This is a genomic window from Bacillus sp. 5mfcol3.1 (genome assembly GCF_900114335.1).
In the GTDB taxonomy this organism is placed as follows: domain Bacteria; phylum Bacillota; class Bacilli; order Bacillales; family Bacillaceae_G; genus Bacillus_A; species Bacillus_A thuringiensis_S.
The window spans coordinates 53228-76748 of sequence record NZ_FOST01000004.1 but is presented as its reverse complement, the minus strand read 5'-3'; the positions used below and the strand labels follow the sequence as shown (position 1 = coordinate 76748).

Below are 23521 nucleotides of genomic sequence, written 5' to 3'. Positions count from 1 at the left end.
GTAAAATAGCAAGAAAAGACGAAAAGTATTTACAGGATTATTGTGTGCGCATAGCGTAAATGGCAGTAAGGAACTGAGAGGAGGTTTTTTCTCTGAATACAAATAAAGAAACAATCATCCACCTTTATCATACAAACGATATACATAGTCATTTTGAAAATTGGCCGCAAATTTCTCGGTTTGTTCTAGGGGAGAAAAAGCGAAGACAGGAAGCGGGAGAGACTGTTTTGACGGTTGATATTGGTGATCATGTGGATCGTTTTCATAGTATTTCGGAAGCGACAAATGGCCTTGGGAATACGAAGCTTTTAAATGAGGCGTTATATGATTATGTAACGATCGGAAATAATGAAGGCATTACGTTAGCGAAGGAGCATTTGAATCGTCTATATGATGATGCTGGATTTGAGGTGCTCGTTGCGAATTTATTTAAAAAAGAAGGGGTACGTCCAGCGTGGGCGAAGCCTTATAAATTACATACGACGACAGATGGGATTATCATTGCTTTTATCGGATTAACGGTAGCTTATCCAGAGTTTTATCATATGCTCGATTGGCATATTGAAGATCCGCTTATCCATTTAGAGTCTATTTTAGAAGAAGTGAAAGATGAGGCGCATATTACCGTTGTCCTATCTCACCTTGGAAAAAGTATGGATGAGTATATGGCAGAGCATTATGATATAGATGTTATTTTAGGTGCACATACGCATCATTTATTTGAGCGTGGTGTTCTACTGAACAATACTTTACTTTGCTGTTGTGAAAAGTGGGGACGTTACGTTGGCCACGTTCAGCTTACTGTGGATAAAGAGACGAAGAAGCTGTTGAAAAAAGACGGTAGAGCGATTAAGACGGAACGGTTAGGTGCTTATAGCGAGCCGTTATCCACAATTGAAATACTGCAGGAAGAAAGTAAGCATATAATGGCAGAGCCTGTCGTTCATTTAAAAGAGTCATTACCGGTTGATTGGTTTCAGGAGACGCCGTTTTCTCATATGTTAGCAAGTGCGCTGAAAACATGGTGCGATGCAGAGATTGGCATGGTGAACGCCGGTGTACTTCTTGAAGGGCTAGAAGAGGGTGTTGTAACGCGCGGAGATATTCACAGAATTTGTCCACATCCAATTAATCCGTGTGCTTTGAAAGTTCCAGGAAAGATATTAAGAGAAGTTATTTTGAAAGCACGTAAACCGAACATGGAGAATCTTGAGGTGAAAGGATTCGGATTTCGGGGGAAAGTGATGGGGAAAATGATTTATGCTGGTGTAGAAGTCATTCCAGATACGATTCCTGGCAATAAAATTTTATTAGAAGATGTATTGATTAACGGCGAATCGCTGGAGTTAGACCGTATATATACGGTAGGAACAATCGATATGTTTACGTTTGGATACTTATACCCAGAGCTATCCACACTTTCTAGCAAACAATATTATATGCCAGAACTACTTAGAGATGTGTTAACGGATATGTTAATAACTCATACAACTTCCGTTAAACTATAGGCTAGTTAACTTGTAACACTCATTTTTCTCTTGTCATACAGATAAGAAAGAGAGGAGTGTGAACTATGGTTAATGTGGAGCCAATTATAATTGATAATTATACGTTTATTGCGGTTAGCGTGAAACTTCCAAAGACGAATTTGCTAGCTGTAATGAGCGATAAAGGATATATTATGTGTGGTGCATTAGATGTAGGTCTTTTAAATGAGAAATTAGGTGATCGAGGAATTATTGCTGGCCGTGCGGTTGGTGTAAGAACGATTGAACAACTTCTTGAAGCGCCACTAGAATCGGTAACGACTGGAGCTGAAGCGTTAGGCATTCCAGTAGGAACGATTGGAAAAGAAGCATTATTAAAAATGAGATAAGCATATATCGTCCCTCCTTCTTGCATAGAAATGATATAAGAAGGAGGTTTTTTTATGAGTATATTTCGCTCGAAAAACTCGCGGTTTCGAAGGGGACCTATTGCCTTTCGGTATATACTGCTTATGTCGTTTATTCTTTTTGTTATATTACTTACGCAAGGGTTGTGGATTGTGAATAATAGTATTCAGCCGACCTTAATTAAATATGGGGAAGTAGAGACACATAAAATGGCGACAGCAATTATGACGAAGGCGGTAAAGGATAGAATTAATGAAGGATTCGATGTCGATTCATTAATGAAAGTACAGAATGATAAAAACGGAAAAGTATCCACAATTAATTTAAATACGAAGCAAGTAAATGAAATCGTAACGTCAACGACCACGTACATAGAAAAATATTTGCAACAAGTAGAACAAGGAAAGTTGAAGGAGCTAGGTATTTCTGAAAAAAACGGGGCGACTATGGCAGTTCCTTTTGGACGTGTAACTGATAATGCACTCCTTGGTAATATAGGACCAGATATTCCGATTCATTTCACGCCAATTGGGCATGTGAATACAGATATTAAACAAAAAATTGAGCCGCATGGAATTAATACTACAGCGATTCAAATTGTTATGGAAATGGAAGTAACATTGCAAGTAATTATTCCATTTCATACGAAAGAGATAACTGTGAAACAAAATGTTCCGATTGCGACGCGTATCGTTCAAGGGGAAGTGCCTACGTATTATGGAAGCGGAAGTGTTGCTGTACCTGATAAAAAGAAAACAGATAGTTAGTTGCATATAAAGTGATACTCGGTTGAGCCGGGCTTTTACTGGATAAAAAATAACCGTAGCAATGCAGCTACGGTTATCTTTTTGTATTTGCTCGTTCTTTGCGTTCCCAAAGGCTTAAATGCATGTATGGATCGAAGGCCCATTCTGTATAGCCATTGTCTTTATATATGCCAAAATGTAAGTGGGGTGGGAATTTTCCGGCTGTACCAGGAGGTCCATAACCAGTGCTACCAACAAATCCAATTACTTTTCCTGGCTCAACAATTTGTCCAAGCTGTATTTCTTTTGAGAACCCGCCTAAATGAGCGTAATAATGGTAATTGTTATGAAGGTCACGAATACCAATGCGCCATCCACCAAGGCGGTTCCAGCCTTTTGTTTCAATAATGCCATAGCAAGTCGATCTTACTGGCACGCCATATCCGGCGAAAATATCGGTTCCTTCATGAATTCGTCTTCCGCCAAAACTTCTTCCAGCGCCGAAAGTACTACGGTAGCTATGGTCACTACGAATCGGAAGAGGAAAAGCATTTCCTTCTAAATTAATACGTCCATAATGTTTATAAATTTGGGCGTACTCGCTAATTAAATCAACTGTTTTTGCACGTCTATAATATTCCCAAAGCATAATTTTAATACGGTCTTCTGACGTTCCTTGTTTCCTTAAAATAGTCGCTGCGGTATGCAGAAGATCACGGTCGCTATTTGCATTTGCAAATCCATCTTTGTCACCATCTAAACCTATTCCGCCAAATAGAGAAATTGTATGGGGGAGAGTATCGTTACTATTAACAGGTCCAGCCCATATTTCTGGTTTGAAATAAAGGGAAATGATGGCATCTGGTTTTTTTGGAATATCTTTTCTTACGCTCCGTATATTTCTTTCATATTGATCCATTGCAGCTAAGTAATACCATGGAATGCCTGAAGACTGCTCGGTTTCTTTATATAGTGCCATGCGCTTTTCGTATATGCTTTGCTGATTATCTTCACCGTAAGCGATGTTTTGGTGGAGAAGAAAACAAATAGAAAGCAAAAGAGAAATTTTTCGAAGCATGAAATAGACTCCTTTCACAACATCACTCTTTTTAGTGTGGGATATACGGAGTATTTCATTATAGGGAACGATTGGAAAAAATCTTAGAATCTTCATTTGAGCAAATCGCTTTCATACGTTAGAATAGATATGTTACATTGAAAGAAGCGAACACGGTAAACTATTTCATATTGTGCGGAGTTGATAACCATGACAAAACAAACAGAATATAAGCGCAAGCCCGAATGGTTGAAAATTAAGTTAAACACGAATGAAAACTATACAGGCTTAAAGAAAATGATGCGTTCTAAGAATCTTCATACCGTTTGTGAAGAGGCAAAATGTCCGAATATTCATGAATGCTGGGCTGTAAGAAAAACAGCAACATTTATGATTTTAGGTGCGGTTTGTACACGTGCTTGTCGTTTTTGTGCGGTTAAAACAGGCTTACCAACTGAGCTTGATTTACAAGAACCAGAACGCGTAGCAGATTCAGTAGTACAAATGGGCTTAAAGCACGTTGTTATAACAGCGGTTGCACGTGATGATTTAAAGGACGGCGGAGCAGCTGTTTTTGCTGAAACAGTACGAGCAGTACGTCGTAAAAACCCATTCACGTCTATCGAAGTATTACCATCTGATATGGCTGGGGTAGAAGAAAACTTAAAAATGTTAATGGATGCAAAACCAGATATTTTAAACCATAACATTGAAACAGTACGTCGATTATCTAACCGAGTTCGCGCTAGAGCAAAGTATGACCGTTCATTAGAGTTTTTACGTCGAGCAAAAGAAATGCAGCCTGATATTCCAACTAAATCGAGCATTATGGTCGGCTTAGGTGAAACAAGAGAAGATTTAATTGAAGCAATGGATGACTTACGTGCAAACAATGTGGATATTTTAACTCTTGGACAATATCTACAACCATCTAAGAAGCATTTACCAGTTATTAAATATTATCCACCAGCAGAATTTGCAGAGCTTAAAGAAATTGCACTTAGCAAAGGATTTAGCCACTGTGAAGCTGGCCCACTTGTGCGTTCTTCTTACCATGCGGACGAGCAAGTACGTTCTGCAAAAGAAAAAACAGCAGAAGCTAAATAATGAAAAAAGAGAGCTAACGATCAGCTCTCTTTTTGTTTGTACTCTAAAACGGTATTTGTACATGTTAATAAAATCTTTTTTAATTCTTCTGTGGATAATTCAATTGTAAATTCAGGTACACCAGGTGTAATTAAAATTTTATCGTACGTATAAACGGAACTGTCCACAATAATTGTTACTTCTTGTGAATAACCAAAAGGAGCTACACATCCTGGAGTACAGCCAGTTTCCATTCTTAGTTCATCAGGAGAACAGAGCGATAAGCGTTCTCCCATTATTTCTTTCATCTCTCCGCGGTTAAGCCGATTTCCTTCTAACGTAAAAAACACATAAAAATTTCCAGATGTTGATTTTAAAAATAAGCTTTTACTTGGAGTGCCTTGTAAGCCAAGTCTCTCGCGTACGATCCGATCCGTCTCATAATCGAGTACTGGTTCGTGTTCGAATTTTTCATAAGAAACATTTGTTTTATGTAGTAAAGCAAGTACGTCTTCGTACATATGAAATGATACCCCTTTCTATTGTTAGAACAGTCTCTTCTCGTGGCGTCAACTGAATGTTTTGGAAAGGGATATTACTTGGACGATGCTTCCCATAAGCGTGTTATGATACATTGTTCGTCGATTGTAATTTCGTAAATATCAGGATTCGTTAAAGTTCTCCATTCATTAAAGCCAATCGTATGATCAAAATGCTTTAAAATGAGCGTAAGTAAATTGCCATGTGTAACAAGTAGTGTTGTCGTATGGTTTAATTGTAAAACGTCTTGAATAAGCGATATGGCACGGTCTGTTGCTTGTTTTGTTGACTCTCCGCCTGAAAAGGCAATATCTATATTCGTAAAAGTGGATTCTAGTTTTTGCATCCAATCATCCATTGGAACGTTGCTCAATATGCGTTCAGTTAATCGTTCATTTTCTTGGATAGATAAGTTAGCTTGGAGTGCATAGGGCCGAATGGAATCGATAGCTCGGACAAATGGGCTTGAAATAATATGATCGATTTGTAGAGTATTTTCTAAGAGGAATGTAGCAAGGGTATTTGCTTGGTCTTTTCCATCGGTCGTTAATTCAGCATCACATTCTTGCCCAGTTGCTGAACAATGTCGTATTAAAATAATTTTCTTCATAATTCATCCCCATCTTTCAAGTTGACGCTATATACTTCGACAAATGTGGAAAAAATTCCTTTTTATTGGAAACAGCATATGGATTTAAATATGTGGAAAAGTAATGTGGATAATAAAAAATTGAGGTGCAATGATGAAAAAAATGATATGTATCGTATTCATTATTTGTTTTCTTGCGCAATTGTCCACAACATATGCAGAATCCAACCGAAAACTAAATTATCCAAGCAATCAAAATAAGTCATTTGTGAGTGGGGATGTTTTTTATAAACAGTTAGATAAGAAAATTTATAAAGAGTACAAAAATGCAGCATATAGTGTTCGTAAAAAAATTTCATTTAAAGAAGTGGCTGATGAGGAATTTTCTTTCCTGCAAAAAACAGCTGTCGGTTGTCGAAGTAGAGTGGTGCTTCAAGATTTTTTTGTTCACCCTGATCGCCAAGTCTATTTTTTCGCTTCTTTTACTCAAAATGAAGTAGAAGCGTTTCATAAGTACATCGTTATAGATGCAGAAACAAAGAGGGAGCTGCAAGAGGGCAAAAGTTATCATCCATATAAAAAATAAACCACCAATTTTGGTGGTTTATTTTTTACTCCGGTACACTCATTAATTTCTCTTTCATTTTGCGAATAAGAACGACAGCGCCAATTGTACACAGAAGTGTAATTCCTTCGGCAACGAAGATGTTGATTGTTTTTGTTTGGTAAAGTGCCGCGAAAAAGTCTACAAATGCGTGGAATAGTATAGCGTATACTAGGAAGATGTATTTCTTCTGTTTTACTGCGTATAAAACAAGCATTGTAAAGGCGATTTGAAGCACGAGTGCCATAATTCTTTCTAAGCTACCAAGGAAGTATAAGTAGGCAGGTTGCTGAATTAACATGTCCTGTAAAATACTGAGCTCGGGTTTTTGTTCAATCAGTCGAGAGAAGCTACCATCGTTAATAGAATTAGCAAAAATTAATGCTTGTAATGCAGAAAAGCCGCCAATTAAAATAGATTCAATTCCGCCGTGACCAATTCCATAAGCGAAGCCATCTTTATATTCTAGATATTTTTTTAGTAAGAAGAAGAAGGCAACGAAGCGTCCTAATTCTTCAAAAATACCAGCAGTCAATCCGCCATAAATTGCGAAGACAAACGGATTTTCTAAAAATGGAGCGATTGTTGGATTACCGCGCATAAATAGGTGGAATGGTGTTTCAAGAATTTGGGTGAATCCGATAAAGATAAGAACACCAACGCCGACTACTTTCCAATTAATATTATGTTTTTTACGGAAATAAACGAGTACGATAATTGGGACCAGAATCGAGACAATGAGTTGAAAAATGATGCTGGAAATTACAGTATTTGAAACCATACTTTCACCGCTTTCTAATATATGTACATATCTATTATGCATGAAATAGGGGAGAGATGAAACTTTTAGAAAGAAAATGAATTTACTTATTGACTCTAACGTTGCGTCATACTTTATCGTATGTACTAAGGGGGAGATACAAATGACAATGAGAGTAAAAGAAGTAGCTGATTTAGTTGGAATTAGTGTGCGCACACTGCATCATTACGATGAAATTGGGTTGTTAACCCCAGACGAGACGACAGAGTCTGGATATCGTCTGTATTCCAATGAAAATTTAGAGACATTGCAGCAAATTTTGTTTTTTAAAGAGCTTGGCTTCCCTTTGAAGAAAATTAAAGAGATTATCATGAGTCCATCATTTGATCGCGAAGAGGCACTACAGCTTCATAAGAAGATGCTTCTTGAAAAGCGTGCCAGATTAGATAAGGTGATTGCGACGATTGATAAAACAATTCAGCATACAAAAGGAGAGATTGAAATGACGAATAAAGAGAAATTTGAAGGATTCGATTTCAGCCATAACCCATATGAAGAAGAAGCACGTGAAAAATGGGGAGATGCAGCTGTAGATAAAGCGAACGAATATGCAAAAGGTATGTCAAAAGAGAACCAAGAGGAGTTTAATGCTATTTATAGAAATTTAGCAACGCTTAGACACGATGCACCAGATTCTAAAGAGGCGCAGGCAGCTATCAAAGTATGGTACGATTACTTGCAAAACTTTAGTCACTATTCATTAGACGCTTTTAAGGGACTCGGTCAAATGTACGTCGCTGATGAGCGCTTTACGAAAAATATCGATAAGTTTGGCGAGGGGTTAGCGCAGTTTATGTGTGATGCGATGGAGATTTATGCGGATCGTAATAAAAAATAAAAAGTAAAACAGGTGGAGGTTCTCTCCACCTGTTTTACTTTTTAATCATATTATTTAAAGTCTGATCCCCCGTATTGTTCAAATGAGGATTTTTACTCATTTCACGTTTTAGCATATCGAGGCTTTGCGTATATTCTGTATCATTTAATGCGCCAGATTGAAGCCCTTGAATTTGAGAAATCAACTTTTGGTCTGTTGATACATATGCTTTATAATAGCGAGGGACGATGGACAAAGCGGTTTTATATACTTGATCTGCTACGAGTTTTGGATCCGTTGTGTTTGCACGGTATACAACAAATACTTCATCATCGGTAACGAGTGTAGCAGCGTTTGTAACGTCAGGAAGTTTGACTGTCATGCTTGTAATCATTTCAGCGACTTTCTCGCGATTAATGGCCCCTACTTGTTTGTTAGATACTTCATGCTTTTGTTTAGAAGAATAACCGACTCTTGTGAGTCTTGTATTTGTATTTTCCGTATGATACATGTCGTTTTTATTGGAAACAAGAACACGGCTTCCTTCTTCACGTTCCATTTCAGCTTTGTTCGCTGATTGGCAGCCTGCAAATAAGGAAAGAGTGAGAAGGGAAAGTAAAATTTGTTTTTTCACGATGTATCACCTCCTTCTCCATAGCATGTACTAATTTGCAATTTTTTGTATTTGAAATTGTTGGTTGTTATGCTTTGTGATACGATAAAAAGAAGAATGCTTAGAGAGGAAGTTAATGATGGAGCAAAAGCAAGAGCAAGAGATTCATGCTACGGTGAGCATTAATAATGTTCAGTACGAAGTAATTAAAAACTTTCGTGACGGTTTTAGTGAAGAAGCATTTAAAGAGCGCTATGCAGAAATTTTAAATAAATATGATTATATCGTTGGAGACTGGGGATATGAGCAACTTAGACTGCGAGGATTCTTTGATGATAGTAACCAACGTGCGACATATGATACGAAAATTAGTACGTTAACGGAGTATTTATACGAGTACTGTAACTTCGGTTGTGCACACTTCGTATTACGAAAAGTGAAGAAATAAAAAAATCCTCTTACAATTGTAAGAGGATTTTTTACATATTCTCGCTTATAAACAAATCGAGATATGATCGCCTTCAGAAAGTATTGCATTTGGTTTCATTTGTTGTCCATTTAATTGAATATCCCCATTTTTAATTTTATCCACAATGCGTGTACGGCTCCAGTCGGAAATATATGTGGATAAGGCTTTATCAATGCGGTGGGAACCGAAAACGATATCTAATACGATCGTGATTTCAGCTACGCCACTTTCTTTATGTTGCGTAATAGAAATAGTAGTACTTGTTTCTGTTTGATCTTGCTGAGTCATATCAATCGTTTCAACGTGATCAGTAAATGATTTATAAATACGCAGTTTTTGATTCCACGTATGATCTTTCGAACATTTATAAATGGCAAAGCGGTATATGTTTTTTCCATTGGCGTTATGCCTACGAATATTCGTATCAGTAAATAGGGTAGTACGTCCGCAATTTTTACAATATTTTTCGATTGTGTGTTGCTGATTTTCATATAAACTCCAAGAAAGTTGTACTTTCTGCATTTTCCTTCACCTCTTATAGTAGTGGCAAAGAAACGTAATACAGCTATTTGGATGTCTTGTAGTATGAAGACATGAGAAAAAGACAAAAATAAAAGGAGGTTCCCCAAAGAGGAACCTCCGTAAACATCATACTACAGATGCAATACGTTCCTTTGTAATGGGAATGGGCAGACTACTCCCTTGAAAAAGCGTGGTGCTTTTTTGAGAGTAATGCTATCCAATTGCTGGTCCATTACAAAGTAAATGTTGGCATACGTAGATAACGTCCTTTCTATCCAAATAGATTTATTCTTCATTATAACATATAATACTGAAAATTCGAAATAATGAAGGCGGAAAAACACCAGCTAAAATAGCTGGTGCATACGATAAATTATATAAGTTCAAATAAAAATGAGCGTAATTCTTCTGCAATTTCTTCAGTCATAGAAAATGCGTGCTCTAAGTAGCCTGGTTCGTTTAAATCGTCAGCACCGATAATTGCAAATTTATTACTTTGCATATCAAGTACAATTGTTTTACCGTAATGACGATCGGAGTATAAAAGCGCTAAATCGTGACGCTCATTTTCTCCCATAAAGCTAACGAAACGAGTTTTTGTAGCGACAGTGTCGTCGTACAGAAAGAAACGTTCTTCCATACACATGGCTCCTTTATTAAATATCTAAGTTTAAGTGTGGTTTATGATCTAAATGGTGATGTGTTTTAATGAATCGTACTGTTCTTGTTTTGTAACGCATTACGATAGAGTATGTTTCAGCTAAATCTCCGCCAAGGAATTTAACACCGTCTAATAACTCACCAGCAGATACACCAGTTGCTGAGAAGATTGCATCATCCCCAGATACTAAGTCATCTAACATAAGAAGTTGACGAGGGTCTTCTAATCCCATTTCACGACAACGAGCTTCTTCTTCTTCGTTCATTGGAACTAAGCGAGCTTGCATTTCACCTTCAAGGCACTTTAATGCTGCTGCAGAAATAACACCTTCTGGAGCTCCGCCAATACCTACGAATAAGTCGATACCCGTTCCAGGTAGTGCTGTTGCGATTGACGCACCAACATCACCGTCACCAAATAATTTTACGCGTGCACCTTTTGCACGAACACGGTCAATAATATCTTGATGACGTTCACGTTCTTGAACGATAACCGTTAGGTCACGAATCTTTTTATTGTTAGCTTCTGCTACAATTTCAATTGTTTTTTCAATTGGATCATCTAAGCTAATTTTACCAGCTGCTTTTGGACCAACCGCGATTTTTTCCATGTACATATCAGGAGCATGAAGAAGGTTCCCTTTGTCTGCGATTGCAATAACTGCCATTGCATTTGCAAGACCTTTTGCAACGATGTTTGTACCTTCTAATGGATCAACGGCGATGTCTACTTCCGGACCGTTACCTGTTCCTAGTTCTTCACCAATATACAACATCGGTGCTTCATCAAGTTCTCCCTCACCAATTACAACTGTACCTGCCATGTTTACTGAATCGAACATATCACGCATTGCTGTAGTTGCTGCATCATCTGCTTCATTTTTCTTTCCGCGGCCCATCCACTGTGCGGATGCTAAGGCTGCTGCTTCTGTTACACGGACAATTTCTAGTGCGAGTTCACGTTCCAAGATTCCATTCCTCCAATTTCAAAAATCATACAAATATAACTATAACAAATAACGGAGAAAAGGTGAATTCGAAAAATTGTCGATTTTTTCAGAAGAAAGCGTTACAATTAAAATGTAAATGCTTTAATTTCCAGGTAGGTGACATTCATGTATTTTGTAGACAGAAAGAAAATAGAACAAATGCTAGTATGTTTAGAACGAGCAACAAGTACATTTCAAGAGAAAAAGATATATGAAACCGAGTTTGAATTTTACGCATTAGAGCGCATAGCCCATCTTATTATTGATACTGTATTAGATGTAGGAAATGCGATGATCGATGGATTTATTATGCGCGATCCAGGAAGCTATGAAGATATTATTGATATTTTAATGGACGAGCGAGTGATAAGTGAAGAAGATGGCCAAGGGATGAAAGAAATTATCCTTCTTCGAAAAATGCTTACGCAAGATTATATTCAAATGAATCATGATGAATTATATAAGACGATTCAAAAACATATTGCAGTGGTGGAAAAGTACCCAGCAAATATTCGCAGTTATTTAGAAAAGGAATTAGGACCTGTATCTGCATTTGTACCAGAATAATTATGCTTATAAGATCCCCAGAGAATACCTTTTGGGGATCTTATATTGTATGTGAGAAAGAAAAGGGAGAAGGGTGAAGTATGGGGGAAGCACGTACTACGAAAGACGAGATTGTACAATTGTTGAAAGTAAAGGGAGAGCACACAGTAGCTGAACTAGCTGACGTTTTAGAGATTACAGAAATGGCAATCAGAAGACATTTAAGTAATCTTGAGAAAGACGGACTCATTTATTCTAAGATGGTAAGGCAACATGTCGGAAGACCAACTTATTTGTATGGATTAAGTGAAAAGGGAGAAGATACATTCCCGAAAGAGTATAAGCAATTTGCGATTGATATGCTAGAAGATTTAGCTCGAATGGGCGATGAAAAAATACTTCGTTACGTTTTAAAAGAGAGAACGAAGCGAATGGAAGAACAGTTGCAAAAGAGAGTAAGTAATCAAAAGAATTTAGCATATAAAGTGCAAGAGATAGCAGCTATGCAAGAGAAAAATGGTTATATGGTTCAAATAAAGAGAGATGGAGAGAACTCTTTCGTAATTGAAAAACAAAACTGTCCGTTAAAAGAAATTGCAGAGAGATTCCCGCAAGTATGTGAAGATGAAAAAGAGATGTATAAGCGTTTATTTACGAACGCAGATGTGAAAACGCTAGCAAACATGTGCGAGGGCGATTGTAGTTGTTCTTACCAAATAAAAGAGAAAAAATGAACGTTATGGGGCGCTTTAAGGTAAAGCGTTTTTTTCTTTGGAAAAAGCGGGTAATATAAGAGTGGTATGATAGGTGAGAACGTTAGCATAGAAGGAGAGACATAATGATGTATAAAGGTTACTTAATTGACTTAGACGGTACGATGTATCGCGGAGAAGAACAAATTGAAGAAGCGAGCGACTTCGTAAAAGCTTTAGGAGAGCGCGGCATTCCTTATTTATTCGTTACGAATAACTCAACGCGTAAACCAGAACAAGTGGCAGAAAAACTTGTTCGTTTCGATATTCCAGCGAAAGCAGAGCAAGTATTCACAACGAGTATGGCGACTGCGAACTTCATTTATGAACGTAAACAAGATGCAACTGTATATATGATTGGTGAAGAAGGCTTACACGATGCACTTGTGGAAAAAGGATTTGAACTTGTGGATGAAAATCCTGATTTCGTTGTTGTTGGTTTAGATCGTGACATCACATATGAAAAGTTAGCAAAAGCGTGTCTTGCTGTGCGTAACGGCGCAACGTTTATTTCCACAAATGGGGACATTGCCATCCCAACTGAGCGCGGGTTATTACCAGGTAACGGTTCATTAACATCGGTTGTAGCAGTATCGACAGGTGTGGATCCAATCTTTATCGGAAAACCAGAATCAATCATTATGGAACAAGCTTTAAAAGTTCTTGGTATAGGAAAAGATGAAGCATTAATGGTTGGGGATAACTATGATACAGACATTTTAGCAGGAGTAAATGCTGGTATGCATACGCTTCTTGTCCACACTGGAGTCACAACTGTGGAGAAGTTAACAGAATACGAAGTTCAACCGACGCAAGTTGTGCATAACTTGACGGAGTGGATTGAGAAGATGTAATGAAAAAAGCTGTTCCAAACTTTGGAACAGCTTTTTTATTCCTGCTATTTACAGACAGCCCGATTGATATGGGCTAATAATCAGTTGTGACTAGTGTCGATTTTTGTCGGTAAGTCGATATATTTAGAAAATCGCTGATATAAATTTATTTAAAACGCACGATTCACAACATCTTTAACTTCTTCAAGATATTGTTTACGCACATTATTATCCACAGAAGGAACACTCGTATAGAATGTATGCTCAATTGTTTCAATACCTGTAAATTCAAAAATACCAACATCCGCTGTTTTCTTCATTGCATCAAACATGCCGCCTGCTGTGTATGCCTCTTTCGTATTACCCATTGTAGATAATAACAATCCTTTTTTACCGCTTAATAACTTTTCAATGCCGTTTTCACCGTAAGCATAAGCAAATCCATGGCTAAACACACGGTCAACGTATCCTTTTAAAATAGCAGGAAGTCCCGCCCACCAAACTGGATAAATAAATGTAATGCTATCAGCCCAAGAGATATGCTCTTGTTCTTCTTTAATATCTTCGGGTGTATTTCCTTGAGAAAATGAGATGAAATCGGAAGCGCCTAATACTGGATTGAAGTTTAATTCGTATAGATCGCGAACGCGTACTTCATGACCTTTTTCTTCTAATTCACGTTTTACCGTTTCTAAAATTGCATGGTTGAAGCTTTCTGTATTTGGGTGTGCATAAACGATTACATGTTTCATTGTTCTTCCTCCTATTTGTGGATATGTGAATAGCTATTTGTATATCTGTAACCATTATGGTTACTACCTTTATAGAAGTCAAGTAATACATATGTATGTATAAAAAGACGCTCGAAAATCGCCTTTTTATACCCCGCTCATACAAAGTACAAAGAAGACGAATAAAATGATAACAATACCAATGCCAAAGTTAAATACGAGAGTACTATCCATATATGTAGCCTCCTTGTTTGAAAGTAAAAAGCACTCTAGTTAAGAGTGCTTTTTTTATTTTGAATCTACTTTATAACTTTTAGAGAGTGATTCATGCGTGTAATGATTTACATTATTTTATGTATTTATACTTTGAAATGAGTAAGTCCTTGTTAGATATAGAAAAAAGACACTCGTTCGAGTGTCTTTTAAGATGACAAAATGTGCCAATTGCTTGAGGTTGATAAGACGCTAATTTCCGTGTTAACGCCTTTTCTTTAATCAAGAAGTGTAGCAACAGCGATTCAAATAAATTGTACCATCTGTTTAATCGCGGTGCGTATGCAATTGTGCATATTATGATCATGAGGTAGGTAATGAACTGTGAATAATTTGAAGTGATTTATTTACGATTTCTTCTGCGGCATATATGCCGATTGCGTCTGTTTTTAAAATATGGGGTTGTAAGTTATCATGCATTGCCCCTAACTCACCATGAAGTGGTGCGAAGGCATGGTTCGCCTTTTCAAGCATACATAAATCAAGTAAAGAATCCCCAGCTGTAATAATCGTATCTATTTGCAAAATTTCTTTTATATATTGCACGGCGTCCCATTTATTAATTGGTTTTGGTACAAAGTATAGCTTTCTACCTTGAAGTGAATGATTCCAGCCGTGTTTGTCTAACCAGGAAGTGAAGGATGATAATTCATCATAAGGAATGTTCTCCCGTTTAATAATGCAATAATGGAATAGATCATCAGCTGTTTTTTGTGATATAACCCAATCTTTATGAGCTATTTGTCCAAATTCCTTTAGTATGTCGTTTCTCTCTATACATTCAACCGATAGTCTTTCTTTTACTGTCCTGTTCCAAGTCCCATCTTGTTTCCCGTTATGAAGGATATTACCGCCGTTACTTGTAATGGCGTATTCGGGAATGATTTCGTTTTGGAATAAAGCAATACGCTGAAACTGCTCAATAGTTCTTGTTGTAACTGGGATGAAATGTGAGTGCAGTTGTAATTTTTTTAGTAGTGAAATGGTTTTATGTGATATGAAAGAAATTTCTTTTCCATCTAAAGTTTCAATGAGTTGAATTGATTCATCTTCTATAGGGGCACGAAACGATTTCCGGGAATAAATAAGCGTTTGATCAAGATCACTGGCGAAAATCATATTGTTTCCTTCCTAAGAGGCTTAATGAGCCCGCAACATGAATAAGCCATATTCTCATAGATTTCAATAGGGACATTCTTTTCTTTAGCGAGAAGTAAAATATGCTTTAAATCGGGATTGTTTTGCTGGCGTATTAAAATTTTCCACGGTATTCTCCGGAGTAATACGCGAGTTGTTTCACCGACTCCTGGCTTAATTAAGTTAATATCGTCAATTTTAAAGTGATTTTGGATAGACTGTATATCTTTTAATCCTTGCCAAGAGGGATCAGTGTAAGTTGAAGTAATATAACGTAATTGATTATCTATATGAGAATGAACAGAAGGGAATAAATCTGTTACCTCATCAACGAAGAAATTTGATAAATCTTCTTGTTCTAGCTCTTTATAATATTTAACACCATGAAAATCATTTGGACGGATATAGGTGTCATTTAGTACAGTGCGGCTAATTAGTCCAGAGACTGTTGCATTTAAGCAAGCGCTAGGAATAAGAAAATCTTCACGTGTACCGTAAATTGAAGTACAGTAACCGGGATCAGCAAGCACAGCCATACAATGAGAAATGTGTGTATTATTTCGTTCGTTAAATGTGTGTACGGCATATTCTAATTCTTTTTTTATTGCACCTTTCCCAGTCCATCCATCAATGAATTGAATTGTTTCTTTAGGGTGATGTTCCAAAATATAATGGAGTGCATTTTCATCAATACCGCGTCCGCGAACAATAGAAATACAATAGTGAGGTACATCAAGGTTGTATTGATAGCGTATGTAGCGTTTAATAAGAATGCCAATAGGTGTACCAGCACGAGCTAATGAAACGAGGACAAGGTTAGTTCCTTTAGTCTGTATAATTTGTTCGGCGACAACTCCAACAGCGATGGCTAGTTTGTGTTTGTATTGTTGCAGGGAAGAAAAGAATAAATCCATATATGCTTTAGATGGTTTATATTCCATTGGTAACATTTCGGAATAATGTGTGCCAGCTTGAATTGCTTGTTCTCTAGTTTCCGTGGAACTTTCTTTCATTAAATCACTAATATCTTTTAATAGAAAAATAGCATCATTTGGATTGTAACTACTAATATGAGAATTTACTTTTACCATAATTATCAACCTTCCTTTTCTATGCTATTTGAAAATGAGACGATATGAATAAAAGGAATAACTGTTTGTAACTGCTGTAGAAGAGGAAACAGGGCTTCTTCTCCTAAATCACGCTCAATAAAAACAAATACTTCATCGTAATCATGAGGTGAAATATTATAAAAGTAATTTGTAATAGTAGAATCTTCAGGACTTGGATATGAGAAATGATTATGAATGGCATAGTTCACATCATTTGAAACAGGATGGATAGGGCTTCTTGTTGTAGATTGATATAAAATATTTTCACCCATTTCAGCAGCAATTTTCATTGGGATATACATAAATTCACCCGTTCCGAGACAGAGTGTTCGTTTTCCAACTCTTTCTCTTTTTAAAGCTTTTCCTGCTTCTTGAGCGAAAGAATGAATGTGCTTTTGTTCATATGCTGAAATGCCAAATCGCCCAGTATATTTTATATAATTTGATGTATAGGGTGATTTTGGGCAGGTAAGGGTATGCTTTTTGAAATCAGGTTTTATTTCTTTAATTTGAATATCTGTTTTTGCAATATTTAATGGTTGGCCAGTTGTATGAATACTGCCTTCTAATAAAGAAATAACATGAATCTTAATTTGAAGTTCTTCTTCTAATTGTTTAAATTGTTTTCTATTAGTATGAGAACGCCAGTCTAATAAAGAAGCAATTATATATTCTCCTCTTGGGAATTTATTTTGAATAGATCTAATAATATTTAATGCTGTTTTTCCTGTTGTCATCTCATCATCTACGAGAACAATTGGATTGTTATTTTGAAAAAAGCTTTCATCTACATAACAACGGTGCGATGTTGCATGAGAATGTTCTTCCTCAAATGTAATGACAGATTCTAGGTGGGGTATCGATTCCCTAGTTGTATGCACATACTTTGCATTTTGAAAGCATTGAAACATAGAATGACCAAGTGCTGTCGCTGTTTCAGCGAATCCGATGAACAAAACTTCTTCTTGCAGAGGATATTGATAACGAAATACTTCCTCTGGGATTTCATCAATTTCTAATGAAATGAGATTTAAAATTTCTTTTTGAAATGGATGAGAAATATTATGTAGTATTTCCATATATCTTGCAGCGAGAGCAACTCCACTTGATAGGGAGACTGCAGGTTTAATAGGAAGATGCTTTCCAAGGATTGTACTCACAAATAAAAAACTACGTTTCTTATTTATTCTCGCAGCCATTTGAAAAAGCTTGTCTAGCGCTAAATTATATGGATTATCACGTACTTCTACATGGACTTGTATATTATTTAAAACGTTATACGTGTTGCTTTGCGTTTGTAATAAGGAGATCGGTGAATTGTTTGTTTTCATGTAGCACCCCGTAAATATTAGATTTTAAAATGGTTTTGCGAGCCCAGCCATAATGAGGTTTTACTTCATTCATTTTGTTAGAAAAACTGCTTTTTAGCACTCCATTATACGTATCTGCATTTTGTAAAATTGATCTCGCATCTAAATAATCTTCCATTGTGACAATGTGCATTGCCTGTACAACTTTAATATGAGATGGGTGAATAACTGTCTTTCCGATTAATCCATTTGCATGGTCGAGTGATACCTCTTGGATGAGCCCTTCTTCATAATCATTAGAAAAATATTCCCATACACATCCTGAAATAATATATTCATTTGTTGCCCTTGAGAAAACGTTAATAATGTCCGAAATACAATCACGAACAACAGTAATATGATAGATAGGTGTGTATTTATTACGCCGAATACTAAATATACTTGAAAAGTCAGTAGCACCAATACGTACATTTAAGATGTGATCACGATAGGAATCTAGTAAATCCTTTATTTGTAATAATGATTCTATCCGTGTTTCTTTATACATAATTTCTGGTGATTCTAAAATCGGCATGCCATATAGCGATAATGAGTATACCTCGTTTATATATGCAAGCTGATTGATATAAGCCTTTCCATTAATCGGTGTGAATTTTGGAAAGACAAAACCACATAAACAATGAACAGCACTACCTAATTCAGTAACAATTGTCTTCATTTGACTTGGCTGTCGAACTCTAATAAAAAGAAGCGGGATGTCTGCTTGATTTAGTATGTTGGCACTGACTAAGTTGGCGATTTGCTGTATTTGAACGACGATGTTTTGCTCTGCAAGTTTTACTTCTTCATCGCTGATAGCGTCCTCTAGACAAAGAATAATTGAGGTAGCATCCACATGTTTCTTTCTAATTATATCTTCCGCAATCGTTTCTTTCGTGCCAGGAGTATATAGTGTAGCGCCTAGTGCGTAAGCTAGTTGTTCTTTCCCTATATTTTTTGAAAAACTAAGAGGTTCTTTATAGAAAAAATTTTGCCGTTCTTCTAAGGAGAGGTAAGAAAAGTAATTCACATTGTCACCACCTTATTCGTAATGATTCTGTTTAATCGTAACATAATAAGAAAAATCTTCCATTAAAATGAAGCGATAAATAAAAAAAACATATTGAGAAAGATGAATTATAAGATGAATATCGAATATTGTTAATAGAAATATAATAGGGGGAAAGAGAAAGTGGATATACATAAGTTAACAGAGGAAGAAGCAAATGAGATAAATACGTGGATGTACGAGGAACCATATAGTTTATATAGTTTTTCAGGCGAGAAAGAAGTAATAGAAGAGCTATTAGATGGAACTTATTATGGCTGTTGTGATGATCAAGGAGAGTTCATCGGCTATTTTTGTTTTGGAGAAAATGCACAAGTACCGGGTGGCAGAGATGCTAATTTATATGGTGGAGAAGAAGCGATTGATATGGGACTTGGTATGAAGCCGGCGTTAACTGGGAAAGGAATGGGGAAAGAATTTTTCCAAGCTGGAATAGCGTTTGCCACGAAAGAGTTTAACGCAAACATGTTTCGATTAAGTGTAGCAACATTTAATACAAGAGCGATTACGTTATATAAAAATATCGGATTTAAGCAAGGGCTTATTTTTTTGAGCCGCGGAAGAGAATTTATGCTTATGGAATACGAAAGACCGTCAGCATGAAACTGACGGCCTAGAAAACATTATTATTCTGAGTGCTCAGCTCGGTGCGCTAAACGGCTTGATGCAGCGGCAGCGATTCCGCCAACGATATCATCAAGGAACGTGTGCACCTTTCCAGTTGATTTATCATTTAAGTATTCTAAAATACCAGGTTTTAATTTATCAATATATCCAAAGTTTGTGAAACCGATAGAGCCGTACACGTTCACGATAGAAAGTGCGATAACTTCATCAATTCCATATAAGCCTTCATCACGTTTTACAATATCTTGTAACGGTTCACTTAGCATTCCTTTTTCAGCAAGGACATCAAGTTCGATACCTGTAATCAGTGCGTTTTGTACTTCACGTTTTGATAGTACACGTTCTACATTGTAACGGCATTCTGACATCTCTAAATTTGGATGGTATTTTTTTTGAAGAAAATGAACAAGTTCAGCAATATCGTCAATTGTTACACCGCGTTCTTGTAATAGTTGTAATGCTCTTTCTTGTAGTTGATTTGATTCTTTCATGTTTATCACCTTTTTTTCTTTTTAGTATTTGTATACGTTTCGTTGCTTTATCATGTGCATAGGAATGAAAGGCGAGCACAAGCTCATATATATAAAGAAAAACCATAGGTGGCGACTGCGATGATTCAGCATATTTATGAGCATTATCACATGCATGTTAAAGAATTAATCCCCCTTGGCCCCTATAAAAGCTTTTGGATTCGCAACAAAATTTATGTACTTGTTCCAATTGGAGAAATGGAGGAAGAAGTACTTGTAGAGATGAAAAAGCTCAGTGATTATATGAACCAGCAAGGGGATATAACTGTAGCGACTTTCGTTCCGACTATACACGGCTACTATGTAAGTGAGATAGAAGAACAAAATTATTGCTTATTAAAAGGTATGCGCACGTTAGAACGACATGCTATGTCATTAGGAAATGAACTTTCTATATTCCATAAACGAGGTGCATTCTTTCCAGAAGAAATCGAGCAATTAAGCCGCATTGGTGAATGGAAAGCGTTATGGGAAAAGAGACTCGATCAGTTAGAAAAGTTTTGGCAATCGCAAGTGATGAACCACCCTACAGACGTATTCGATCAATTGTTTATTGAATCCTTCCCGTATTACTTAGGAGTTGCAGAAAATGCCATTCAATATGTTGTTGATACAGAAATGGATGATACGCCGCAACTAACGGATGCAGCGACAATTTGCCAAGAACGATTCACACCTTTATTATGGCATCAAACGAAGCGTCTCAAACTCCCTTTTGATTGGGTGTATGATCACCCAACTCGAGATATAGCAGAATGGATTCGCTATATGATGATTGAAAAAAAGAAAGACTGGGATCAAACAATCGTTCAATTTGTTACAGATTATGAACGAAATTACTCGCTGTCCTCATTTGGTTGGCGCTTATTATTTGCAAGGCTCCTGTTCCCGCTTCACTATTTTGAAACGGTCGAACGATATTACCAAACTGGAAACGAAGAACAAAAAAGCATATATAGAGATCGCTTAGAAGCCATTTTACACGATGTGAACCGCTCAGAGCAATTTATGAAGCATTTTTATGGCTCACTTCGTTTACCAGTAGATAAGCTCGGGATTAGAAAATTAGATTGGCTATCTTAAAAATATAAAAAAGAGACCGAGTGAGGTCTCTTTTTTATATACCACAATTTTATGTAATACATTATGCCCCTACCTGCTGATCTGTACATATATTTAAAACGAATTGATGCCTTTCGAGCTTTTCATTTACTTTACCCAATAATTCTTGCTGGATTTCTTTAAATAAAAATTGATAGCTTGTATTCCATGTTGGTATAACGGATGAAAGGCCTAATAAATACTCTTTTTTCTTTTCTAGTTCTTGAATTGTTACAAAAGTGTTCCCCATTTTTGGCATCTGTCGTCCCCCTATGTTTTTTTACTGTATATGTGTGAACGATTCACTATATAGTATTAATTATCGCATTTTTTGAGAGGGATTTCCAATTTTGTTTTATGATGTTAACGGATAAATGTGATTTGAATAAAAAAAGGAGACCAAATTTGGTCTCCTTTTAGAAGGCGATTCTGAGCGAGCCGCTTCCGCTTTTAGATTAAAATACTTGTTCTACTTCGATAACGCCTGGTACTTCTTCAAGTAACGCGCGCTCGATACCAGCTTTTAGTGTGATTGTAGAACTTGGGCAGCTTCCGCATGCACCCATAAGGCGTAGTTTTACGATACCTTCTTCAATGTCTACTAATTCAACGTCTCCGCCATCGCGAAGTAAGAATGGACGTAATTTATCTAATACTTCTAATACTTGTTCTTGCATATGTGGGTTTTCCATTTTTATCGACTCCTTTCATCAGTTTTATTATAATCAAGATAGAGGGGAAAATCTATTTTTTCTCTTCTTGTTTTATTGTCGAAATATTGTATCGTGTTTTTTCAGTATAGGGGTATGGAATAAGTTTGTAAAATGATGTGCTTATGTAATAAGACATCTGAATATACTGTTGGGACAAGAAGTGGGGGAGAAGAAATGGTTAATGTTCAAGTGTATGGGACGAAAGTAATTTGTGCGAGCTGCGTCGGAATGCCATCTTCAACAGAAACGTTTGAATGGTTACAAGCGGCAATTGGTCGTAAATATGAAGGACAAGAAAATAAATTTAATTTCGAGTATATTGATTTCCAAGAAGAACAAGAAGATGCAGATAAAAAAGCATTCGCAGAGCGCGTAGTGGAAGAAGATTTATTTTATCCGGTCGTTCTTGTAAATGGAGAAATTGTTGGAGAAGGAAATCCTCGTTTGAAGGATGTTTATGAAGAAATCGAGAAATATTTATAAAACAAGAAGTCTTTGCGAATTTGCAAAGGCTTTTTTTATTGGAGGGATAGATATGAAAAATGGAGTGAAGCATGCGTTACCAACGGAAGTACAACAGTTAATGGAGCGGTACACAGTAGAATTAAAAGAAATTTTTTTAGATGAAAAAATAGTAGGGGTATATATTTACGGCTCCATCGCACTTGGTGCATTTTATGCAGAAACGAGCGATGTTGATTTTGTTACAGTAATAAGTGATTCCGTGAATGAAGCTGAAAAACAGCAGCTTGTGGAACTACATAAGAAACTTAGTGATAATACGCTAGGTAAAAGAATGGACGGTATGTATATTCCGCTTGCTGACTTAGGGAAATACAATGATGAAATGAACGAGTACGTGTATTGTGCAGATGGTAAAGCTAATGTTGGTCATTGGGACATTAATGCGGTCACATGGTGGACGTTGAAAAATCAAGGCATTACAGTTACAGGAAAAGAAGCAGAAGATCTTCCGCTGCAAATACAATGGAATGATGTAGTAAATACGATGAAATACAACGTAGAACAGTACTGGAGTGAAAAGGTGAAGAAGCCATATTTATTTTTTATAGAAGAGTGGATAGAATCAGCTGTCGTTACGATGGGACGCATTTTATATACACTAGATTATAAAACAATCGTTTCAAAAGATAGAGGATTGCAATACTTGTCAGAACGTTCAGCGGAAGAATGGGAGCTCTTATTAAAAGAAGTAGCGAGAATACGGCACAATCCAAAAGAAAAGCGAATGCTCTCAAGGTGGAGAAGAGCAGATATGACGAAGAGGTACTTACTGCATTTAATTGAGACGTGTAGAGAGAAATGGTAGGGACGAAAATG

Annotated in this window: 30 protein-coding genes; 14 read left to right on the top strand and 16 right to left on the bottom strand. The window is 36.6% G+C overall.

The features are described from left to right. Nucleotides 1-92 precede the first annotated feature (92 nt). The 3 genes from BM089_RS21550 to yunB all read left to right on the top strand — a co-directional run bounded on the left by BM089_RS21550 (nt 93) and on the right by yunB (nt 2662). Nucleotides 93-1508, top strand: coding sequence for a bifunctional metallophosphatase/5'-nucleotidase (locus BM089_RS21550; protein ID WP_276591288.1), 1416 nt, complete (start codon nt 93-95; stop codon nt 1506-1508). A gap of 65 nt (nt 1509-1573) precedes the next feature. Next, nucleotides 1574-1876 (top strand): YunC family protein, encoded by a 303-nt coding sequence (locus BM089_RS21545; protein WP_000248467.1) that lies wholly within the window; start codon nt 1574-1576, stop codon nt 1874-1876. A 54-nt stretch (nt 1877-1930) separates the two neighbouring features. Continuing rightward, complete coding sequence (gene yunB, locus BM089_RS21540; protein WP_000021807.1) at nt 1931-2662, top strand: sporulation protein YunB; 732 nt, start codon at nt 1931-1933, stop codon at nt 2660-2662. Between the two features lie 73 nt (nt 2663-2735). On the opposite strand, the gene BM089_RS21535 is transcribed toward yunB, so the two are convergent. After that, nucleotides 2736-3719, bottom strand: coding sequence for a M23 family metallopeptidase (locus tag BM089_RS21535; RefSeq protein ID WP_000944681.1), 984 nt, complete (start codon nt 3717-3719; stop codon nt 2736-2738). Between the two features lie 189 nt (nt 3720-3908). Between BM089_RS21535 and lipA the strand changes: the two genes are divergently transcribed. Continuing rightward, nucleotides 3909-4805 (top strand): lipoyl synthase, encoded by an 897-nt coding sequence (gene lipA / locus BM089_RS21530; RefSeq protein ID WP_000166367.1) that lies wholly within the window; start codon nt 3909-3911, stop codon nt 4803-4805. A 20-nt stretch (nt 4806-4825) separates the two neighbouring features. Here the strand turns inward: lipA and BM089_RS21525 are convergent, their stop codons facing one another. Together BM089_RS21525 and BM089_RS21520 are read right to left on the bottom strand one after the other, a co-directional pair. After that, nucleotides 4826-5305, bottom strand: a complete 480-nt coding sequence (locus tag BM089_RS21525) for a YbaK/EbsC family protein (RefSeq protein ID WP_090978059.1) — start codon at nt 5303-5305, stop codon at nt 4826-4828. A gap of 74 nt (nt 5306-5379) precedes the next feature. Then, complete coding sequence (locus BM089_RS21520) at nt 5380-5934, bottom strand: histidine phosphatase family protein (protein WP_090978057.1); 555 nt, start codon at nt 5932-5934, stop codon at nt 5380-5382. A gap of 133 nt (nt 5935-6067) precedes the next feature. Here BM089_RS21520 and BM089_RS21515 point away from each other — a divergent pair, with 133 nt between their 5' ends. Further along, on the top strand, nt 6068-6499 hold the full coding sequence (locus BM089_RS21515) for a hypothetical protein (protein ID WP_000738182.1): 432 nt from the start codon (nt 6068-6070) through the stop codon (nt 6497-6499). A 25-nt stretch (nt 6500-6524) separates the two neighbouring features. Here the strand turns inward: BM089_RS21515 and BM089_RS21510 are convergent, their stop codons facing one another. Continuing rightward, nucleotides 6525-7340 carry a YhfC family intramembrane metalloprotease gene (locus BM089_RS21510; RefSeq protein ID WP_139213312.1) on the bottom strand — a complete coding sequence of 272 codons (816 nt, stop codon included), beginning with the start codon at nt 7338-7340 and terminating at the stop codon, nt 6525-6527. A gap of 100 nt (nt 7341-7440) precedes the next feature. Between BM089_RS21510 and BM089_RS21505 the strand changes: the two genes are divergently transcribed. Continuing rightward, nucleotides 7441-8175: a MerR family transcriptional regulator gene (locus BM089_RS21505; protein WP_000178777.1), complete on the top strand. Its 735-nt coding sequence runs from the start codon at nt 7441-7443 to the stop codon at nt 8173-8175. A gap of 34 nt (nt 8176-8209) precedes the next feature. On the opposite strand, the gene BM089_RS21500 is transcribed toward BM089_RS21505, so the two are convergent. Beyond that, complete coding sequence (locus tag BM089_RS21500) at nt 8210-8788, bottom strand: YhcN/YlaJ family sporulation lipoprotein (protein WP_000744131.1); 579 nt, start codon at nt 8786-8788, stop codon at nt 8210-8212. 118 nt (nt 8789-8906) lie between these two features. Between BM089_RS21500 and BM089_RS21495 the strand changes: the two genes are divergently transcribed. Next, nucleotides 8907-9215, top strand: a complete 309-nt coding sequence (locus BM089_RS21495) for a YutD family protein (RefSeq protein ID WP_000435946.1) — start codon at nt 8907-8909, stop codon at nt 9213-9215. 45 nt (nt 9216-9260) lie between these two features. Here BM089_RS21495 and BM089_RS21490 read toward each other — a convergent pair whose 3' ends face one another. The 3 genes from BM089_RS21490 to glpX all read right to left on the bottom strand — a co-directional run bounded on the left by BM089_RS21490 (nt 9261) and on the right by glpX (nt 11386). Further along, nucleotides 9261-9758, bottom strand: coding sequence for a hypothetical protein (locus BM089_RS21490; RefSeq protein WP_001174588.1), 498 nt, complete (start codon nt 9756-9758; stop codon nt 9261-9263). 373 nt (nt 9759-10131) lie between these two features. After that, nucleotides 10132-10398: a DUF3055 domain-containing protein gene (locus tag BM089_RS21480; protein ID WP_000392611.1), complete on the bottom strand. Its 267-nt coding sequence runs from the start codon at nt 10396-10398 to the stop codon at nt 10132-10134. Nucleotides 10399-10414: 16 nt separating this feature from the next. After that, nucleotides 10415-11386 (bottom strand): class II fructose-bisphosphatase, encoded by a 972-nt coding sequence (gene glpX, locus BM089_RS21475; protein ID WP_000439090.1) that lies wholly within the window; start codon nt 11384-11386, stop codon nt 10415-10417. Between the two features lie 147 nt (nt 11387-11533). Here glpX and BM089_RS21470 point away from each other — a divergent pair, with 147 nt between their 5' ends. The 3 genes from BM089_RS21470 to BM089_RS21460 all read left to right on the top strand — a co-directional run bounded on the left by BM089_RS21470 (nt 11534) and on the right by BM089_RS21460 (nt 13559). Next, the gene (locus BM089_RS21470; RefSeq protein ID WP_000274010.1) at nt 11534-11974 is read left to right on the top strand and encodes a DUF86 domain-containing protein; all 441 of its coding nucleotides are present in this window, start codon (nt 11534-11536) and stop codon (nt 11972-11974) included. Nucleotides 11975-12054: 80 nt separating this feature from the next. Beyond that, nucleotides 12055-12687, top strand: a complete 633-nt coding sequence (locus BM089_RS21465) for a helix-turn-helix transcriptional regulator (RefSeq protein ID WP_000503347.1) — start codon at nt 12055-12057, stop codon at nt 12685-12687. A 107-nt stretch (nt 12688-12794) separates the two neighbouring features. Next, nucleotides 12795-13559, top strand: a complete 765-nt coding sequence (locus BM089_RS21460) for a TIGR01457 family HAD-type hydrolase (protein WP_000276470.1) — start codon at nt 12795-12797, stop codon at nt 13557-13559. A gap of 149 nt (nt 13560-13708) precedes the next feature. On the opposite strand, the gene BM089_RS21455 is transcribed toward BM089_RS21460, so the two are convergent. From BM089_RS21455 to BM089_RS21435, 5 genes are all read right to left on the bottom strand, one after another. Next, nucleotides 13709-14290, bottom strand: a complete 582-nt coding sequence (locus BM089_RS21455; protein ID WP_090978053.1) for an NAD(P)H-dependent oxidoreductase — start codon at nt 14288-14290, stop codon at nt 13709-13711. 555 nt (nt 14291-14845) lie between these two features. Then, a complete protein-coding gene (locus tag BM089_RS30740) occupies nt 14846-15661 on the bottom strand; it encodes an HAD family hydrolase (RefSeq protein ID WP_000575379.1) in 816 nt (271 codons plus the stop codon). Next, nucleotides 15658-16770, bottom strand: a complete 1113-nt coding sequence (locus tag BM089_RS21445) for a cysteine protease StiP family protein (RefSeq protein ID WP_090978050.1) — start codon at nt 16768-16770, stop codon at nt 15658-15660. Before BM089_RS21445 ends, BM089_RS30740 begins: the two co-directional genes overlap by 4 nt. A gap of 5 nt (nt 16771-16775) precedes the next feature. Beyond that, a complete protein-coding gene (locus BM089_RS21440) occupies nt 16776-18122 on the bottom strand; it encodes a phosphoribosyltransferase family protein (protein WP_090978048.1) in 1347 nt (448 codons plus the stop codon). Continuing rightward, the gene (locus BM089_RS21435; RefSeq protein WP_063548939.1) at nt 18067-19170 is read right to left on the bottom strand and encodes an HpcH/HpaI aldolase/citrate lyase family protein; all 1104 of its coding nucleotides are present in this window, start codon (nt 19168-19170) and stop codon (nt 18067-18069) included. The genes BM089_RS21440 and BM089_RS21435 overlap by 56 nt, the downstream gene beginning before the upstream one ends. A 162-nt stretch (nt 19171-19332) precedes the next feature. On the opposite strand from BM089_RS21435, the gene BM089_RS21430 reads away from it, so the two are divergent. Further along, complete coding sequence (locus tag BM089_RS21430) at nt 19333-19812, top strand: GNAT family N-acetyltransferase (RefSeq protein ID WP_090978046.1); 480 nt, start codon at nt 19333-19335, stop codon at nt 19810-19812. 23 nt (nt 19813-19835) lie between these two features. Here the strand turns inward: BM089_RS21430 and BM089_RS21425 are convergent, their stop codons facing one another. Continuing rightward, nucleotides 19836-20327 (bottom strand): phosphatidylglycerophosphatase A family protein, encoded by a 492-nt coding sequence (locus BM089_RS21425; protein WP_000665103.1) that lies wholly within the window; start codon nt 20325-20327, stop codon nt 19836-19838. A gap of 120 nt (nt 20328-20447) precedes the next feature. Here BM089_RS21425 and yutH point away from each other — a divergent pair, with 120 nt between their 5' ends. Beyond that, entirely contained in the window at nt 20448-21449 is a 1002-nt protein-coding gene (gene yutH / locus BM089_RS21420; RefSeq protein ID WP_000614216.1) for a spore coat putative kinase YutH, read from the top strand. Between the two features lie 61 nt (nt 21450-21510). Here yutH and BM089_RS21415 read toward each other — a convergent pair whose 3' ends face one another. Continuing rightward, nucleotides 21511-21726: a hypothetical protein gene (locus BM089_RS21415; RefSeq protein WP_001125507.1), complete on the bottom strand. Its 216-nt coding sequence runs from the start codon at nt 21724-21726 to the stop codon at nt 21511-21513. 196 nt (nt 21727-21922) lie between these two features. Next, the gene (locus BM089_RS21410; RefSeq protein ID WP_000431159.1) at nt 21923-22159 is read right to left on the bottom strand and encodes a NifU family protein; all 237 of its coding nucleotides are present in this window, start codon (nt 22157-22159) and stop codon (nt 21923-21925) included. A gap of 195 nt (nt 22160-22354) precedes the next feature. On the opposite strand from BM089_RS21410, the gene BM089_RS21405 reads away from it, so the two are divergent. Next, the gene (locus BM089_RS21405; protein ID WP_000248588.1) at nt 22355-22663 is read left to right on the top strand and encodes a YuzD family protein; all 309 of its coding nucleotides are present in this window, start codon (nt 22355-22357) and stop codon (nt 22661-22663) included. Nucleotides 22664-22715: 52 nt separating this feature from the next. Beyond that, nucleotides 22716-23510, top strand: a complete 795-nt coding sequence (locus BM089_RS21400) for a nucleotidyltransferase domain-containing protein (RefSeq protein WP_139213311.1) — start codon at nt 22716-22718, stop codon at nt 23508-23510. Nucleotides 23511-23521: the final 11 nt, after the last annotated feature.